We start from the raw sequence: 13610 nt of genomic DNA, 5'->3' as shown, positions 1-13610 counted from the left end.
GTGCTTCTCCTTCGTTTCATCCACGGGCGGGGCGCCGGGAGTCGTGCCAGAACAACAGGCGCTTCTCCACCAGGGTGACCAGGGCGAGCAGGAGCACGCCCATGGCCGCCAGACAGGCGACCCCGGCGTAGACGTGGTCCAGGCGTGCGGTGGAGGCGGAGTTGCGGATCATGGTGCCCAGGCCGCCGGAGGAACCGGCGGCCACGAATTCGGCGACCACCGCTCCCACCAGGGACAACGGAACCACCACGCGCAGCGCGGCCAGCGTGTAGGGCAGGCTGCTCGGGACACGCAGCCGCAACAGCACCTCCCAACGGGAGGCGTTCAGGGTGCGAAAGACGTGCAGGACCGGGAGGGGCACCGAACGCAGGCCGGTGGCCACGTTGATCAGCACGGGGAAGAACGTGATGATCGCGGTGACGATGACCTTCGGCGCCATCCCGAACCCGAACGCGACCACCAGCGCCGGAGTGATCGCCACGACCGGGGTCACGTTCAGGACCACCGCGAACGGCATCACCGCCCGGCGCACCACCGGGATCTCCGACATCAGCAGGGCCAGCACGAACGCGCTGCCCGCGCCCGCGCCCACACCGACCAGGGCGACGCTCAGCGTCGCCCAGGCGTTCTCCAGGAACAGTAGGGGGTCGCCGACCAAGGCGGATCCGACCTCGCCCAGCCTCGGCAGGATGTAGGGATGTGCCTCGGCCACCCCGGACCAGACCAGGCCGAGCACGACCAGGACCACGGTGGCGGGCAGCCACGTGGCGGGGTGCAGGACCGACCGTCGACGGACACCGCGCGCGGGTACCGGCGGTGTGGCCTCCGGGGCGGGTGGGACGTTGGCGTTCGGGACGGGGGTCGGCGATGTCGACCCGGTGTCCGCGGCCTCGTCGGTGACGCGGGTGGCGATGCCCGCCTCCTCTCTCACAGTGGAACGAGGTCGTCGGGGGCGGCGCCGGCCTTCCAGGCGCTCTGCAACGAGGCGCGGACCCGGTCCTCCAGATCATGCATGTGCGGCCCCTTCACGACCTTTCGGTCGCGGGGGCGGGGCAGGTCGACGTCGAGGACCTCGTGGATGCGGCCGGGTCGGGCCGACATCACGACGATCCGGTCGGAGAGCACGACCGCCTCGCGGACGGAGTGCGTCACGAACACGACCGTGGTGGCCCGTTGCTGCCACAGGCCCAGGAGTTGGTACTGAAGGGCCTCGCGGGTGAACTCGTCGAGGGCAGAGAAGGGTTCGTCCATCAACAGCACGTCCGGGCGCAGGCCCAGGGCACGGGCGACGGCGACGCGTTGGAGCATGCCGCCGGAGAGTTCGTGCGGGTACTGGTCGGCGGACTCCTCCAGCCCGACGGCGCGCAGCAGTTCGTCGGGGGAGTCGATCTCCGAGCCGGCCCTGCGATTGACCTTCCCGGGCAGGGCGACGTTCTGGCGGACGGTGAGCCAGGGCAGCAGGGCCGGGGTCTGGGAGACCAGGCCGATGGCCTTGCGCCGGCTCGCCTGCTTCGGGCTCCGGCCGAGCAGGGAGACCTGTCCGGTGTCGGCGCGGTCCAACCCGGCGAGGATGCGCAGCAGGGTGGACTTGCCGCAGCCGCTGGGGCCGATGAGGCTGACGAACTGGCGGTGCGGGATCTCCAGGTCGATGTTCTGGAGCGCGGGACGGTCCAGGCGTGCGCCCGGATGACGTTTGGTGAGGCCACGCACCTCGATCCCGGCGGTCACCGTGGTTCCACGATGGTCGGCCGGGCGCCCTCTGCCCGGGTGTGGTGTCGCACTGTGCACTCTCCAGGTGTTCGTCCTCGGACGGGTAACGGGTCTCAAGGACCCTCATACCCGCCGGTAGGTCCCCACTGAAGTGACGATAGTTCACCGCGTTTTCTTCCGTGCCGCCGCTATGTCGTTGTTCACCTGCTCGACGGGGCACGAAACCGAAGCTCATTCGGTCGGTGTGTTACGGTTCGACCACTTTGTGTCCACCCCACCCGAGAGACCCATGAGTCACCCTCAGGAGGGCTCCGAGCGCCGGGAGCCCAACGAGCCGCAGCCCTCTTCCGCCCCCACGAACGGCGACGGTCGCCTGGACGGGGTCGACCTGGCCCGGTGGGTGGCCATCGCGGGCATGCTGGCCGTTCACCTCGGGGTCCCGTTCGTGGAGCCCGAACACCCCGTGGCCCGGCTCATCCAGCAGTACGCCTGGGGACGTTCCACCCTGGTCTTCGCCTTCGTGGCCGGTGTCTCGCTCGCTCTGCTGTCCGGTGGGAGGGAACAGCACACCGGCGCCATGGGTCGCACCACCGCCGGTCGGGTGGCGGTGCGCGGAGCGGTGCTGATGCTCGTCGGTTGGTCCCTCAACGCCGTCATCGCCGCATCCGGGTCCCACCTGACGGTGATCATCACCTACTACGGCCTCTACTTCCTGATGGTGCTGCCGTTCCTGCGCATGGCCGCGGACCGGGTCGCCTTCGTGGCCCTGGCGGCGTTGGTCATCGGCCCGCAGTTGCTGTTCGTACTGCGCAGGTCCAGCGAGAACGGTGGCTGGATGGCCCACCTCACGCTCACCCTCAACGACGTCGATCCCGCCCAGATCCTGGCCCACCAAGGGTTGCTGGAGCTGCTGGTACACGGCTTCTACCCGGCGCTCGGCTGTCTCGCGGCGGTGCTGGCCGGGATCGCCGTGGGCCGACTCGACCTGCGTTCGCAGATCGTGCGTCTGCGCCTCGCCTGCGCGGGTATGGTCATCGCCTTCATCGCCTACCGAGGTTCCTGGCACGCCTGGGACACCTGGGGTCTGGTGTGGGAACTGGGGATGCGCGAGGAGATCTCCGGGCCCCTCCCCACCGACGACGCCCGCCGGCTGCTCAGCAGCATGTCGCACACCTCGACGACCCCCGAGATCCTCGGTGGGGTCGGGGTGTCCATGGTGCTGCTCGTCGGCTGTCTGTACGTGGCCGAACGACTGCCCCGGCTGGTCTCGCCCTTCACCGCCGCCGGCGCCCTGGCCCTGACCATCTACGTGTCGCACGCGTTGGCCCTGGCCTGGCGGGAGACGGTCGACCTGGACTCGGCCCGGATGGCGCTGTGGACCAACGACCATCTCTCGGAGCTCTCCTTCGTGTTCGCGGTGGTCGGCGCCTTCCTGTGGCGGAGCACCGTGGGCCGGGGACCGTTGGAGGCCGGGGTCTCCCGGATCAGCAGGTTCCTCGTGCCCGGCCGGCGCTGAGGGCGTTCAACCTCCGGCGGCCCGCAGCATTCGCAACTGCCCGATCTCGGCGGCGTTCTTCATGAGTTCGGCGTTGACCCACCAGGCCGTGTCCGCCCGGGTCCGCCCCTCCGGCCAGGGGAAGGCCGTGGGCGCGTCCAGGTCGAGCCGGTCGAGGGCCTGGCGTCATTCCGTCCCCAACTCCCGCAGCCAGGGCACGGCGCGTTCCTCGCCCGGCCAGGTCACCTCCGTGCGTTCCCGAACCGGGCGCTCCAGGACGTGGTCGAGGGTGACCGACCACCACCAACCGACGTGCCAGGTGACCCACGCGATCGTCGGTACCGGGATCGGCTCGGGTTCGGTCTCGGCCCAGTCCGCAAGCCACCGGCCGTCGGCTCGACGGTGCACGGTCCAGCGGACCGGGGCGGGCTCCCAGAGGTGGTCCTGCGGCCCCAGGAGGTCCAGGTGGTAATCGAACAGCGCCCAGGTCATGTCGTACTGGTCGCGCAGCAGGTCACGTCGGAGATCGGGCATGGGCTCAACCTCTCACGCGGCTCGGACCCGGGAAAGTCCTTTTCCTCGGGGCGATGACCGGCCGCGCCCCCGGTCAGGTCCATGAACACCTCCTCCGGGGACCGTTCCTCCCGCCGCACACCGTGCACGGGGGTCCGTTCGTGGGCCGGCCGCTCCATCAGGTGCGCGGTGGTGGCGAGGGACGAGGCCCGGGGACGGGCTAGAGTCCTGAGTTCGGTGGGCGCCGGACCGGTGGCGCTCGCCGGTGGCACACGACCTAGGAGCGCGCGTGGAGACGACCCGGCTGGTGACGGTGGACGACGCGGAGGAGCTGACCGCGTTGCTGCTCGACAATCGGGAGTTCCTCGCCCCCTGGGAACCACTGCACGACGAGGAGTACTTCACCGTCGCCGTGCAGCGCGCGCTCTTGGAGAGCGCGCTCATGGACCACGCGAACGGGCGGCGTCTGCCGCTCACGATCGTCGACGGTGGTCGTATCGTCGGCAGGCTCAACCTGAGCGGGATCACCCGGGGCGGACTGCAGTCGGCGGCCGTCGGTTACTGGGTGGCGGCCGACAGCAACGGGCGCGGTATCGCCACGAGGGCGGTCGCCGAGGTGGTCGAACTGGCCTTCGGTGAGCTGCACCTGCACCGGCTCCAGGCCGAGACGCTTCCGGAGAACACCGCGTCCCAACGTGTCCTGGAGCGCAACGGCTTCACCCGGTTCGGTGTGGCCCCGGAGTACCTGCGGATCGCCGGGGAGTGGCGCGACCACCACCTCTTCCACCGGATCAACCGGGACTGGCGTCCCTGAGGCTCACCCGTCCTCGCGGCCGGCGAGTTCCTCGTCGGCGATCACCCGGAATCCGGCGAGCCGGGAACGCAGCCCGAACTCGAACCGCATCCCACCGAACGGGACGCCCCCTTGAGAGAGGGCCCACTGAAGGGTTTCGGCGTTCCGGTAGGCCGTTTCGATCTCCCGGTCCCGATCGCTCATCGGGCCGCCCGCGCCCTCCTCGAAGGCGGTCTGCACCGCGACGGTGGCGGCCCCGCGCACGTAGGAGTCCAAGGCGTCGATCATGTCCAACCGGGTCTGCGCGCTCAGATCGGTCCCGTCGAAGATCCGCAGCGCCGAGTCCAACCAGGTCAGCATGGCCGGGCCGTACTCGCGCACGGACAGGCGCAACTCCAGCACCCACGGGTTCTCGCGGAAGGTCACCCAGTCCTGTCGGGCCCACGCCGCCAACTTCTCGGACCAGCTGCCGGGATGCTCGTGGGGGAGCCCGTCCCGGGCCACCACAGTGTCCAGGATCAGGGCCTCCAGGACGTCGCGCCCCTTGACGTAGGTGTACAAGGTCCCGGGGGCGACCCCCAGCCGTTCACCGAGCGCGCGCATGGTGAGCGCGCTCAGCCCGTCGACCTTCACCAGTTCGATGGCGGTGTCCACGATGAGCTCGGTGGACAGGCGGCGACGGGGGCCGGGGGTACGTCGCCCCTCCGGTCCCCGGCCGGTCGGCCGTGCCGGTTCCGTTCCGGGTGTCGTGACCATCAGCCCAATCTAGTGCCGCGTCGGCCGAGGTTCACCGGCCCGCCCTTGTCCCCCGTGATCACGGGGGTGGGAAACCTTGGTTCACCCTCCGACGGTGACCCGCGTCGGCGCCTTTCGGGAGGTGAGGTGGCGCAGCAGCCGCTCGAAGGGTCCCTGCACCCCCCGGCGCTCCATCAACGTGGCGATCAGCACCGTGAACAGCCACAACGCGATGGCGTACAGGGCCATCGTGGAGTTGGTGAACCAGCCGCCCAGCCCCAGCCCCCAGGCGGAGAGCATCGGCGCCATGACGATCGAGTGGGTCAGGTAGCCGCTCAGCGAACGCTTGCCCAGGGCCGCCACGGAGGTGATGACCATCGGGGTCCGTCCTCGACGCTCCAGCCGGGTGGAGATCAGGACGAACAGCGCGGCGTAGCCCAGGCCCTGGGCCAGACCGCTGGTCCAGGTCATCGCGCCGAATGCGGCGCTCGACAGCCCGTAGAAGGGCGCGACCTCGAAGACGCTCACGTGGTGCAGGGCCGCCGGGAGCGACCCGGACAGGCCCAGGGTGATGCCGAAGAGGGCGGTGTTGCGCAGCAGCCGGCGGTGGCGCTCGGGTTCCTCGACGACGCGGTGTCGAGCCGCCCAGAACCCGATGAGCATCGCGGTGGGCAGCACCACACCGAAGGAGTTGATGAAGAGCAGCGACACCCACGACATCAGCCGGATCATCATCGAGGCCGGGTAGTTCTCCTGGCCGCTGCCGTTGAGCCCGCCGAAGTCGTCTGGCGGCGCGGCCGTGGCGGGGCCGGAGGGGTCCACCACCAGGAGCGTGATCAGGGTGGCGACCGCCAGGACGAACACCGACGACAGCAGGGTGACGCCGACGATGATCCCGCCGCGCAGCCGCCGTTCGCTTCCGCCGAGGAACAGGGAGCACAGGACCAGGCCGATGATCCCGTAGGCGGCCAGTACCTCGGAGCCCAGGAGTAGGGACGCGTGCACGAACCCGAACAGGATCAGCCACCGGTTGCGGCTCCGAATGACGGCGTGCGCCTCTGAGTTCGAGGCGCCGCGGGCCAGCCGGCCGTTGAGGGCCTGCACGAGTCCGTATCCGACCAGGAAGGCGAAGAGCGGGTAGGAGCGCACGTCCAGCAGCGAGATCATCAGGAACCGGGTGACGCTGTCCGCCGTCGTGGTCGGGTCGGGGGAGTCGACGGATCCCTCGTGGGTGCCCCCGTAGAGGAAGAGCGCCGTGTTCGACAGCACGATCATCAGCAGCATCGAGCCCCGGGCGAAGTCCGGCGCCAGCAGTCGTTTCTTCGTGGCGGTCCCTGCCGCGCTGCCCACCGTCATCCCGGTCTCCGTCTCTCGCATGCATCTCTGAACGCTGTTCAGGGTTGTAGTTCGGAGGGAGGGATGCCTTCAAGACCACCCACGTGACCGCATGCGGACAGCCCACCGAGCGTGAGCATTGCTAGGTTGCGGGGATCCAGATCGCGTCCGTTCCGAGGAGCTCCATGACCACCCGTCCAGTCCTGCCACCCCGCCTGAACAAGGGGGACACCCTCACCGTGGTCTCGCCGTCCTGGCGAGGCGGCGAGGTGTTCCTCGAACGTGTCGACAGGGGCGTGCGCGACCTGGCAGAACGGGCCGGACTCGACGTCGTCGTCGCACCGGCGCCCCGAACCCGCAGGGCCAGGGCCGAGGAATTCGATCGAGCCCTTCGCGACCCCGAGAGCCAGGGCGTGCTGTGGATGATCGGCGGGGTCACCGCCGCCGAACTCCTGGACCTGATCGACTACGAGGGCTTCGCGGCGGCGCCCAAGGTCCTGTGCGGATACTCCGACGCCACCGTCCTGCACCATGCCCTGTACGCGCGCACCGGGGTGGTCACCTTCTATGGGCCCGCGCTGTTGTCGGAGTTCGCCGAGACCGGTGGCACACCGGCGCTGACCATGGATTCCTTCGTGGACGTCACCATGCGCGGTTGGACGGGGAACTACCCGCGCTCGGCGGACGTGTTCGACGAGTTCGTGGCCTGGGACGGCGACGATCGTGAACGACGGCCCGAACCCGCCCGTCCGCGTACCGTGCTGCGGCCAGGTACCGCCCAAGGGCCGCTGCTCGCCGGTTGCGTGCCCAGCGCACTCCAGCTCCTCGGCACCCCCTGGCTGCCCGAATACGCCGGCCACGTGCTCGCCCTGGAGTTCGCCAACGACAGCGGTTACGGGTCCGACGAGGCCTCCCGCGACCTGTGGCAGCTGCGCCACGCGGGGCTGCTCGATCGGATCGCGGGGCTCGTGGTGGGACGCACCCGGCAGTGGGACGGTGAAGCCCGGGAGCGCCTGGAGCGCATCCTCTTGGAGGTCTGCCACGGGACGACCTTCCCGATCCTCACCGAGTTCGAGTTCGGCCACACCGACCCGATCCTGACCCTGCCCACCGGGGTTCCCGTGGAGCTCGCCGGGGAGGAACTCACGCTCCTGGAACCCGCCGTCCGCTGACGTGCGAGAGCCCGGGTGGATCCGCCATCGTCCACCCGGGCCCCATGGTCGCGCGTCCTACAAGAGGAAGACGCTCAGGACCATGATCGTCGCGAAGGCCGCCAGACCCTCGATGGCCGTCGCCACCGTCAGGGTCCGGTAGGCGGTCGCCACCGGGATGCGGCTGAGCTGCGAGACGACCCAGAAGTAGGAGTCGTTGGCGTGCGAGACCACCATCGCGCCCGCGCCCACCGCGAGCACGGTCAACACCATGCCCATCGAGGAGTCCAGGCCCAGTGAGCCGAGCATGGGGGCGAGCATCGCCGAGGTGCTGACGATCGCCACCGTGGACGAACCCTGCGCCGTCTTGAGCGCGGCGGAGATCAGGAACGGCACGGCCAGACCGATGCCCAGGCCGCTGAGGTTGTCGGCGAGGAAGTCGGTCAGCGGCGAGGCGGCCAGCACCGCACCGAAGGCCGCACCGGCGCCGGTGATCAGCAGGATCGGGGCGGCGATGGTCACCGAGGCGTTGATCTGCTCGTTGAAGCTCGCCAGCTTGCCGTGGCCGCGCAGCAGGGCGATCGCGGACACCAGACCGATGATCAGCGCGATCACCGGGGTGCTCAGGAAGGAGAGGACATCGAACAGGGTGCCGTCGCCGATCGGCTGGGAGGGCAGCTTGACGATGGAACCCACGCAGATGAGCACCAGCGGCAGCAGGATGGGCAGGAACGCCAGGAACGCGTTCGGCAGCTTGCCGTAGCTCTCGCGCAGCTCCTCGTAGGAGCGGGTGTCGATCTCCTCCTCGCCGGATGCGGGGATCGGGGTGAACTCCTTGCGGGAGAACGTACTCGCGTAGAGCAGACCGGCGATCGCGGCCACCGCCGACACCGGAACACCGATCGCGATGATCAGGCCGAGGTTGTCGGCGATGCCGACGTTCTCCGCGGCGGCCAGCGGACCCGGGGTCGGCGGCACCAGCGTGTGCGTGGCGTAAAGGCCGGTCATCAGCGCGATCGAGGTGGCCAGCGTCGACACCCCGGTGCGCACGGTGATGGCCTTGCGCAGCGAGTTCAAGATGACGTAACCGGAGTCGCAGAACACCGGGATGGAGACGATGTAGCCGATCAGGGACAGCGTCAGGTTCGGGAACCGGGTGCCGATCACCTTGATCAGCGCCTCGGCCATCGCGATCGCGGCGCCGGAGCGCTCCAGGATCACACCGATCATGGTGCCGAACAGGATGACGAGGCCGATGTTGCCGAGTGTGCTGCCGAACGCCCCCGTCACCGTCGTGACGATGTCCGCCAGCGGCAGTCGGAAGGCGAAGGCACCGAGGATCGCGGCGCCCATCAGGGCGAGGAAGGGACTGACCTTCCACCGGGCGGTGACGAGCACGATGCCCGCCACCAGGAGAACGAGAATGAGGAGATCGATCACGGTCGTGATTCCTTAGTGGTGTCCGGCACGGGTCGCACGGTGCTCGGGAGTCCGGAGTGGGTGAGGAGTCGACAGCACTGGTAGGCCGTCGAGGTGATCTCGAAGAGGGCCTCGCCCTGCATCTCCTCCAACGTCCGAGGACCCGGAGCGATGGAGAGGGCCGCGGTGACCCCTGATCGGCGGAGTTCGTCCGCCGTGACCGACACGCTTCCCGCGATCACCACGACGGGTACGTGGGCGGGGGTGAGCCGGCGCACCGCGTCGACCACCTTCCCGCCGAGGGACTGACTGTCGAACCGGCCCTCGCCGGTCAGGACGAGGTCGGCCGCGCCCAGCAGTCGCTTCGCGTCGAGGACCTCGGCCACCATCTGAGAACCCGGGAGGAGCTCAGCGCCCAGGACCGACGACAGGGTCGCGGGCATTCCGCCGGCGGCGCCCATGCCCGCCACGTCGCGCAGGCACGAGCCGGTGACCTCGGCCAGCACGTCGGCCAGCCGGCCCAGACCGGCGTCGAGCACCGCGACGTCCTCCAAAGTGGCGCCCTTCTGCGGCCCGAAGACCGCAGCCGCGCCCCGTTCCCCGACCAGCGGGTTGGTGACGTCGCAGGCGATCCGCCACCGGACCTCGCGGGCGCGCGGGTCGAGCCCGGACAGGTCCACGTCGGCCAGGCCCCCCAGGCTTCCGCCCCCGTCGGGAAGCTCGGAGCCCTCGGCATCCAGGAAACGCGCCCCGAGCGCGCCCAGCATGCCGGTGCCGCCGTCGGTGGACGCGGAACCGCCGATGCACAGCAGGATCTCCTCGACCCCGCGATCGAGGAGTTCGATGGCCAGGCGGCCCACGCCCCGGCTGCTCGCCTCGCGCGGTCGGAGTTCGACGTCGGAGACACCGGGCAGGCCGTTGGCCTCCGCCGCCTCGATCACACCGCTTCGACCGTCGGCGGAGACGCCGAAACGGGCGAGGGTGGGGCGGCCGAGCGCGTCGGTGGTCTCCACCGTGAGCGCGTCGGTTCCCCAAGCGCCGAGCAGGGCGTCGAGGGTGCCCTCGCCGCCGTCGGCGAAGGGCAGGGTGTGGACGCTCACGGCCAGGCCCTGTTCGGCGAACGCCTCACGGGCGCCACGGGCCATGGCCTCGGCCACCTCGACGGCGGACGCACTGCCCTTGAACGAGTCGGGGATCACCGCGACGCGCGCGACGTCCCCCTCGTCATGTTCGTGCAACTCCTTGGACATGACGCAGATCATAGAATCCCGTTCGGTGCATTTCGACGGCGTACTGCCCAGTCTTCCTGCGCCTTTTCCCAGGTCCTATGTGCTAAATGCCCAGTGCCGTCTCCGCGTAGAGACACATGTGCAGTGTGGTCAGGTGATCCGGGCGGCGGATGTCCAACCCCGTCGTGGCCCGGATTCGCTCCACTCGTTGCAGCAGGGTGTTGCGGTGGACGTACATCGTGTCGGCGGCCTCGCGCATGGAGGCGGAGGACGCCATCGCCTCGACCGTGCGGCGCTGGCCCTTGGTCAGTGGGGCGACCCGAGCCGCCATCCGGTTCAGGGAACGGCGGGGCAGGTGGGCCACCGCCACCGCGACCTCCCGCGACCAGCTTCCGGGTTCCTCCAGCCTCGGGAGCAGGGCGGCGTACCGGCACAACGCCCGGGATTCCTCCGCATGCGACAGGAGGGTCTCCACGTCGTCGGTCAACGGGGTCTGCGCGTGCTTGCTGTCGGCGGACAGACCCAGGGCGTTCGGTGCCGGAGTGCGGCCCGAACCGATCACCCACAGGGCGCCGTGCAGTACCGCGGCCCGCTGGGACCCCTTGCCGTTCACCCTGGTCACGGCTGCCTCGGCCGGTGACGGTGGTGAGGCCCCGCCGTCCGGGCGGGGGGCGCTCGCCGTCCATAGGGCAAGCGACCACGGTGGTTTGAGCCCTGCGGCCATGAGGCGGGCCAACGCGTCCTCTGCGCGGACGGTGCCCGAACTCAAGGACGCGATGAGGTCCCGGGCCTCGGTGTGCCGCCGGCTCACCACGTCCTGTTCGAGCTCCTGGGCGATGAGCAGTTGGACGGTCAGCGCGACCACCCGGGCCAGGGGTTCGACCTCGCGCGGACTGCCGGTCACCCCCACCACTCCGCGCAGCTCCCCGTCGATGAAGAGGGGTTCGTTGGCGCCGGGGCGGTCGGAGGTATCGGGCTCGGGCGTGGTGACCAGGACCCTGCGCCGCTCGGAGATGGCACGTTGGGCGCCCCGGTGCAGGCTGCCCACACGGGAGGGGTCGAGGCAGGCGATGATCGTGCCGTGCTCGTCCATCACGTTGATGTTGTGGCTGATCGTGGGTGCGATGAGGTCGACCACCCGCTGGGCGAGCTCGCTGCTCAGGGGTGCCCGTCGCCGGTCTTCGGGCATACGCTCAGCCTACGGCCCGGCCGTCGCCCCTGAACTGCGACGATCTTGTCCCCAGCGCCCATCTCGGCGCCCAAATGGGCGCTGGGAACAAGATCGTCGGGGGATAGAAGGTGGATGTCGCTCATGTTCCGGAACGGAGCGAATCCGTTGCTCTGCGGGCGCCGGCCGGACATCGGGAACCCCCTTCGCTGCGGTACAGTTGTCTGCGGTCGTGGTCTGGGCAAGGCTCCAGGCCGCACACACGGGCCTCTAGCTCAATCGGCAGAGCAACGGACTTTTAATCCGTGGGTTCGGGGTTCGATCCCCCGGGGGCTCACCAGCAAAACCCCAGGTCAGAGTATGTTCAACGTGCTATCGGCCTGGGGTTTTCGTGTGCCTGGGAGCCGGTTTTCGCTCCATGCGCGCTCCCCGGCCTCGCCTATGACTCCACCTCCCCTCCTCTATCTCTGTGGTCGGTACCCCAGGGCCGCAGCGTGGGAAGCAACGCGGCGAAGGAGCTACTGGCTGCGCGACTACCCATTGCGCCACGCGTCGGTGGCACAGGCGACCTCGAAGTGCCACCACCCGTCCTCTTGGCCGCGGACAAGCAACGCCTTGAGTCCGTCAAGGTCTGTATCGGCGGGAACGGTGAAGGCGATCAGCGGGAATTCCTCGCTGAAGACCTCGCCGCCCAGACCGAACGGCGACAGCAGCTCGTGCACAGCCCGAGCGCTTCGCCCCAGAGGGCCGGAGGGGATGGGCAGGATCCGGATGGTGCAGTTACCCGATGCCTCAACCCGCTCCCTCGCCCAGTGGAGGCCATCGGCGTCCGTCACGAACCGCACGATCTCTCCCTCGGCCACCTCCTCCTGCAAGAAGGGGGCGTTCTCCAAGCGGGCGGTATCGCAACTCAGTCGCGTGGCCCACAACCCCTCAGTGTCATGAGGAAGCCAGCCTTCTCGCGGCACGAACCGGTACCACACCTTGATCCGACCGTTCTCAGCAGTGGCGGTCTCGGGTGGGGGTATGGAAGTCATGGTCCAAATGATCGCGCACTCACCCTGAAGCATCGAACGCAAGTACGTCTGCTCTTGAGTCCGGAAAATGCTCCGAGCGGTCCCCGGCGTGTTCGCTCCGTCAGGCGCGGCGTTGTTCGGCCTTCACATCGCCCAGGAAGGTCTCAATATCAGGGACCGGAAAATTCCATGACAGGAATATTCTGATTATTCCTGGACGCTGGTGCGCCGTGGGCGTAGATTGCGGAGCACCACCCCCTAGCGAGAAGGTGCAACCATGGACATGGTCCAAATCGCAGGTGACTGCAAAGGCGATGACTGCCCCAAAGTCTTCACCACCGACAGGAACTCGATCGCTGTCCAGGGCGACCTGGTGACGGCTGTGACCACCCCCGAGGGAGAAGCCGTCGTGGAGATTCCCCGAGCCGTGTGGGAAGAGGCGACCCGTGCTCTTGGAAGGTGAGGCGTGGCGCGAGTTCTTCGACGCCTTCGAGGAGGTCGCGTTCCGGTTGGAGACCCTGCCGGTCTACGGTGTCGCCTCTGAGGACGAGGAGTTCAGACGGTTCTTGGCCGGTGAACCTCGACCGGACGAGGAGTTGGCGGACTCCCCATGGCTGCACCGAGTCCGGAAGTTCACGGAGTCCGGGCGCCGGGTACAGCGTGTGCACGTGGTGACGCCCCCACTGTCGGACTACCTACGCTACGAAATGCAGTGGGGCTACGACTTCAACATCGTGGCGGGCGAGGACGTGCGAATCCTCGAAACGGAAACGCCTTCAGAACTTCCATTCCCCGCACACGAGGACTTCTGGCTCTTCGATGATACCCATGTCGTCCTCATGCGCTACGAAGAGGACGGGGCACAGATCGACAGGACCCTGCTCGAAGGTGTGGACGCCTCGGACTATGTTCAGCGAAAGGACGCCGCCCTCCGATTGGGGATTCCCTATGAGGATTACAGGGCAAGACTGAATACCTAGTGCTGGAACCAGAGAGAATCGACGGGCGCCGCGGAGAACTTTCCCGGGCGCTCCGTCGCATGCGTG

At 68.8% G+C, this 13610-nt stretch carries 14 protein-coding genes and 1 tRNA gene; 6 read left to right on the top strand and 9 right to left on the bottom strand.

Annotation, left to right across the window (positions count from 1 at the left end; all coding sequences use genetic code 11):
* Positions 1 to 16: 16 nt before the first annotated feature.
* Both NLI01S_RS21310 and NLI01S_RS21305 read right to left on the bottom strand, forming a co-directional pair.
* Complete coding sequence (locus NLI01S_RS21310; protein ID WP_067607385.1) at positions 17 to 931, bottom strand: ABC transporter permease; 915 nt, start codon at positions 929 to 931, stop codon at positions 17 to 19.
* Positions 928 to 1728 (bottom strand): ABC transporter ATP-binding protein, encoded by an 801-nt coding sequence (locus NLI01S_RS21305; protein WP_067607383.1) that lies wholly within the window; start codon positions 1726 to 1728, stop codon positions 928 to 930. Before NLI01S_RS21305 ends, NLI01S_RS21310 begins: the two co-directional genes overlap by 4 nt.
* A gap of 271 nt (positions 1729 to 1999) precedes the next feature.
* Between NLI01S_RS21305 and NLI01S_RS21300 the strand changes: the two genes are divergently transcribed.
* Complete coding sequence (locus NLI01S_RS21300; RefSeq protein ID WP_157091098.1) at positions 2000 to 3226, top strand: heparan-alpha-glucosaminide N-acetyltransferase domain-containing protein; 1227 nt, start codon at positions 2000 to 2002, stop codon at positions 3224 to 3226.
* 165 nt (positions 3227 to 3391) lie between these two features.
* Here NLI01S_RS21300 and NLI01S_RS21295 read toward each other — a convergent pair whose 3' ends face one another.
* On the bottom strand, positions 3392 to 3739 hold the full coding sequence (locus NLI01S_RS21295; protein ID WP_449289447.1) for a DinB family protein: 348 nt from the start codon (positions 3737 to 3739) through the stop codon (positions 3392 to 3394).
* Between the two features lie 268 nt (positions 3740 to 4007).
* Here NLI01S_RS21295 and NLI01S_RS21290 point away from each other — a divergent pair, with 268 nt between their 5' ends.
* A complete protein-coding gene (locus NLI01S_RS21290; protein WP_067607381.1) occupies positions 4008 to 4532 on the top strand; it encodes a GNAT family N-acetyltransferase in 525 nt (174 codons plus the stop codon).
* Between the two features lie 3 nt (positions 4533 to 4535).
* On the opposite strand, the gene NLI01S_RS21285 is transcribed toward NLI01S_RS21290, so the two are convergent.
* Both NLI01S_RS21285 and NLI01S_RS21280 read right to left on the bottom strand, forming a co-directional pair.
* Positions 4536 to 5267 carry a TetR/AcrR family transcriptional regulator gene (locus NLI01S_RS21285; RefSeq protein ID WP_067607379.1) on the bottom strand — a complete coding sequence of 244 codons (732 nt, stop codon included), beginning with the start codon at positions 5265 to 5267 and terminating at the stop codon, positions 4536 to 4538.
* An 81-nt stretch (positions 5268 to 5348) separates the two neighbouring features.
* Positions 5349 to 6623 carry a DUF418 domain-containing protein gene (locus tag NLI01S_RS21280; protein WP_223809328.1) on the bottom strand — a complete coding sequence of 425 codons (1275 nt, stop codon included), beginning with the start codon at positions 6621 to 6623 and terminating at the stop codon, positions 5349 to 5351.
* 143 nt (positions 6624 to 6766) lie between these two features.
* On the opposite strand from NLI01S_RS21280, the gene NLI01S_RS21275 reads away from it, so the two are divergent.
* Complete coding sequence (locus NLI01S_RS21275; RefSeq protein WP_067607377.1) at positions 6767 to 7753, top strand: S66 peptidase family protein; 987 nt, start codon at positions 6767 to 6769, stop codon at positions 7751 to 7753.
* Positions 7754 to 7810: 57 nt separating this feature from the next.
* On the opposite strand, the gene NLI01S_RS21270 is transcribed toward NLI01S_RS21275, so the two are convergent.
* From NLI01S_RS21270 to NLI01S_RS21260, 3 genes are all read right to left on the bottom strand, one after another.
* Positions 7811 to 9172: a GntP family permease gene (locus NLI01S_RS21270; protein ID WP_067607375.1), complete on the bottom strand. Its 1362-nt coding sequence runs from the start codon at positions 9170 to 9172 to the stop codon at positions 7811 to 7813.
* A complete protein-coding gene (locus tag NLI01S_RS21265; RefSeq protein ID WP_067607373.1) occupies positions 9169 to 10413 on the bottom strand; it encodes a glycerate kinase in 1245 nt (414 codons plus the stop codon). The genes NLI01S_RS21270 and NLI01S_RS21265 overlap by 4 nt, the downstream gene beginning before the upstream one ends.
* Positions 10414 to 10483: 70 nt before the next feature.
* Positions 10484 to 11569 carry a CdaR family transcriptional regulator gene (locus NLI01S_RS21260; RefSeq protein ID WP_067607371.1) on the bottom strand — a complete coding sequence of 362 codons (1086 nt, stop codon included), beginning with the start codon at positions 11567 to 11569 and terminating at the stop codon, positions 10484 to 10486.
* A gap of 243 nt (positions 11570 to 11812) precedes the next feature.
* Between NLI01S_RS21260 and NLI01S_RS21255 the strand changes: the two genes are divergently transcribed.
* Positions 11813 to 11888: transfer RNA gene (locus NLI01S_RS21255), tRNA-Lys, on the top strand.
* Positions 11889 to 12081: 193 nt separating this feature from the next.
* Here NLI01S_RS21255 and NLI01S_RS21250 read toward each other — a convergent pair.
* Entirely contained in the window at positions 12082 to 12585 is a 504-nt protein-coding gene (locus NLI01S_RS21250; protein ID WP_190318550.1) for a DUF4265 domain-containing protein, read from the bottom strand.
* A 256-nt stretch (positions 12586 to 12841) separates the two neighbouring features.
* Here NLI01S_RS21250 and NLI01S_RS21245 point away from each other — a divergent pair, with 256 nt between their 5' ends.
* Together NLI01S_RS21245 and NLI01S_RS21240 are read left to right on the top strand one after the other, a co-directional pair.
* Entirely contained in the window at positions 12842 to 13027 is a 186-nt protein-coding gene (locus NLI01S_RS21245; RefSeq protein WP_067607368.1) for a hypothetical protein, read from the top strand.
* The gene (locus NLI01S_RS21240) at positions 13011 to 13544 is read left to right on the top strand and encodes a DUF6879 family protein (protein WP_067607366.1); all 534 of its coding nucleotides are present in this window, start codon (positions 13011 to 13013) and stop codon (positions 13542 to 13544) included. Before NLI01S_RS21245 ends, NLI01S_RS21240 begins: the two co-directional genes overlap by 17 nt.
* The last annotated feature ends 66 nt before the right edge of the window (positions 13545 to 13610 follow it).

Source organism: Nocardiopsis listeri NBRC 13360 (assembly GCF_001570765.1).
Lineage (GTDB): Bacteria > Actinomycetota > Actinomycetes > Streptosporangiales > Streptosporangiaceae > Nocardiopsis > Nocardiopsis listeri.
The sequence above is the reverse complement of the archived record's forward strand: the minus strand, read 5'-3'. Positions and strand labels throughout refer to the sequence as shown.